Annotated in this window: 1 protein-coding gene; it reads left to right on the plus strand. The window is 58.5% G+C overall.

The features are described from left to right. A partial coding sequence (locus tag OH705_RS26850) for a GTP-binding protein (protein WP_267303384.1) occupies positions 1–470 on the plus strand: 470 nt, incomplete at both ends.

Genomic DNA, 470 nt, shown 5'->3' on the forward strand with positions numbered 1-470 from the left:
CTGACCCGCGTCTGCTCCGAAGTTTTCGGTTCGGCCGTCGTTGAGTTCGACAAGATCGACTCGGCTCCGGAAGAAAAAGCTCGCGGTATCACCATCAACACCGCGCACGTCGAGTACAACTCGAACATTCGTCACTACGCTCACGTTGACTGCCCAGGTCACGCTGACTACGTGAAGAACATGATCACCGGTGCTGCCCAGATGGACGGCGCGATCCTGGTTTGCTCGGCCGCCGATGGTCCGATGCCACAAACCCGTGAGCACATCCTGCTGTCCCGTCAGGTTGGCGTTCCGTACATCGTGGTCTTCCTGAACAAGGCTGACCTGGTAGACGACGCTGAGCTGCTGGAACTGGTCGAGATGGAAGTTCGCGACCTGCTGTCCACCTACGACTTCCCAGGCGACGACACCCCGATCATCATCGGTTCGGCTCGTATGGCGCTGGAAGGCAAAGACGACAACGAAATGGG

It is taken from the genome of Pseudomonas sp. BJa3, assembly GCF_026343815.1.
In the GTDB taxonomy this organism is placed as follows: domain Bacteria; phylum Pseudomonadota; class Gammaproteobacteria; order Pseudomonadales; family Pseudomonadaceae; genus Aquipseudomonas; species Aquipseudomonas soli.